This is a genomic window from Anaerolineales bacterium (genome assembly GCA_022866145.1).
Taxonomy (GTDB): Bacteria; Chloroflexota; Anaerolineae; order Anaerolineales; family E44-bin32; genus PFL42.
The window spans coordinates 1-2,479 of record JALHUE010000333.1; the positions used below are offsets into that span (position 1 = coordinate 1).

Sequence of the window (2,479 nt, forward strand, 5' to 3'; positions counted from 1 at the left end):
ACAGGCAGCCCAGGCTTCGGTGGAGCTGGTGGTCGGTGTGGGTGGGGGCAGCGTGATGGACGCTGCCAAGGCGATCGCCGCCATGCTCGCCAACGGAGGCGATCCGCTCGACTACCTCGAGGTGGTGGGATCCGGGAAACCATTGACCCACCCGGCGCGGCCGCTCATCCTCGTGCCCACCACGGCCGGAACGGGAACTGAGGTCACCAAGAACGCCGTCCTTCTGTCAGAGGAGCACCGGGTCAAGGTCAGTCTGCGCAGCCCTGGATTGCTGCCTCGCCTGGCCTTGATCGACCCGGAGCTCATGGATGGGCTCCCGCCGGATGTCACTGCTTGGGGTGGACTCGACGCTCTGACGCAGCTGATCGAGCCTTATGTCGGCCTGCGGCCGCAGCCAATGACGGATGCAGTCTGTCTGGAGGGCATGCGCCGTATCGCCAGTTCGCTCCGGCGCGCCTATGCCAACGGGGGGGACACCGCGGCCCGCACCGACCTCGCCTTGGCAGCCCTGTTCAGCGGTATCGCCCTGGCCAATGCCGGGTTGGGGGTCATCCACGGCTTCGCCAGTGTGATCGGCGGCATGACCGATGCCCACCACGGGTTGGTGTGCGCCAGCTTGCTGCCGGCGGGGATGCAAACCAATCTCGCCGCTCTGCGGTCTCGCGCGCCAGACAGCCCCGCGTTGCAGCGGTACGCACAACTGGCGGCAGCCCTCACCGGCAAGCCCGATGCGCGCCCGGAGGATGGCATTGCCTGGGTCGAGCTTCTCAGCCGAGAACTGAGGGTCGCCCGTCTATCGGAGATCGGCCTGCGCCAGGGAGATATGGACGTGCTCATCGAACGCACGGCGGCTGCCAGCAGCACCCAGGGCAACCCGATCTCCTTGACAGGGGAGGAATTGCGAGAGATCGTGCGAGCAAGTTGGTAGTCAACGCCACCCGCTTCTTGGCGGGACGTGCCAGCCCCCGCCGCCACGAAGTTTCAGGGGAAGGAACCCGCCATCCAGTCCATGCACGCCAACTCCCCTAGCGACAGCTCCACCGCCGCAAAGCCTGTGAGGCCCATTGCGGCCATTCTGGGTCTGACGGTCTTCGCCCATGGCTTGCTCATTCCCTGGCTGGGATTCTACTGGGACGACATGCCGAAGTCGTGGTTCCTGCATCTGTTGGGGCCCATGGGTTTCTGGAAGGTCTACCAGGTGGATCGTCCGTTTCTGCCATGGATCTACATGCTGACTACACCGGTGATCGGGGAGTCGCCGCTTGGGTGGCAGCTGCTGGAGTTGCTGGCGCGGGGGATCACGGCCGTCGGGCTGTGGTGGGTGGTCTGTCTGATCTGGCCGCGTCGGCGCGGTCTCGCTCTGCTGACTGGCCTGTTCTTCGTTGTCTATCCCGGCTTCTTGCAGGGGCCCATTTCGCTGATCTACAGTCACTACTTTCTGCTGTACGCCCTGTTCCTGGCCTCCCTGGGGTGCAGCGTGAAGGCTCTCCGCAACCCAGCTCGGCGCGGGCTATGGACTGGGGCGGCGATCACCGCTCTGACGCTGGTCCTGTTCTCGTTTGAGTACCTTGTCGGGCTGGAGCTTGTCCGGCCGCTGGTGATCGGATTGGTGCTTCGGCAGTCCGGCCTGCGTGGTCGGCGCCTGCTGACCAGGACCGTAAGGCTGTGGGCGCCCTACGCGGTGGTCTTCATTGTCTATCTGCTGTGGCGGTCGCTGGTCGTGCAATTCCCGACCTACGAACCGGAGTTGTTTGTGGGCCTGGCGGTCGCTCCGGTTGCCAAGCTGGGCGGCTTGCTGACCAGGGTGGGCGTGGACCTGTACCTGGGGAGCATCGGGTCCTGGCTGAACGCCCTCAGGCCGCCGGACCTGTCGATCGTTGGGCGGGCCGGGTTGGCGGTGATGGGCCTCGCCGGCGCCGGCGCCCTGGCCGTCGTGCTGTGGGGCCTCCTCCCATACCGCACCCCATCTGCTCGATCTGCGGATGGCGACCCCCGAGCCGATCTGGCGGAAGCGGCGGCGCTTGGCGGATGGTCGTTGATCGTCGCCGGGATGCCGGTGTGGACAACGCTGCTCCCCTTGAGGCTGGTGTTTCCCTGGGATCGGCTAACGTTGCCCTTCATGCTTGGCGCCAGCTTGCTGGCGGCCGCGGGTTTGCTGCTTCTCTTGCGGGATCGCCTGGCCGGGATTGGCGTGGCGGCAATCCTCCTGTCACTGGGCGCAGCTTTCCATGCCTCGAATGCGATGGCCTTCGTGCGGGATTGGGACAGGTACACCTCGTTCATCTCCCAGCTGACCGAGCGCGTCCCAGGCCTTGAGCCGGGCACTTCCTTGCTGATGGACGACATTCCGCTGACATACTCCACCGACAACTCCCTGACCGCGCCAGTCAATTGGGCCTACGCGCCGAACCTCAAGTCCACCCACATGCCTTACCTTGTGGTTTCGATCCCCATGCGGCTGGGAGGCAGCCTGACCTCC

Annotated in this window: 2 protein-coding genes; both read left to right on the forward strand. The window is 65.6% G+C overall.

From position 1 onward, the window contains the following. The coding region (locus MUO23_10415) for an iron-containing alcohol dehydrogenase (protein MCJ7513367.1) at window positions 1–928 on the forward strand (928 nt) is incomplete at its 5' end. 126 nt (window positions 929–1,054) lie between these two features. Continuing rightward, a partial coding sequence (locus MUO23_10420) for a hypothetical protein (protein ID MCJ7513368.1) occupies window positions 1,055–2,479 on the forward strand: 1,425 nt, incomplete at its 3' end.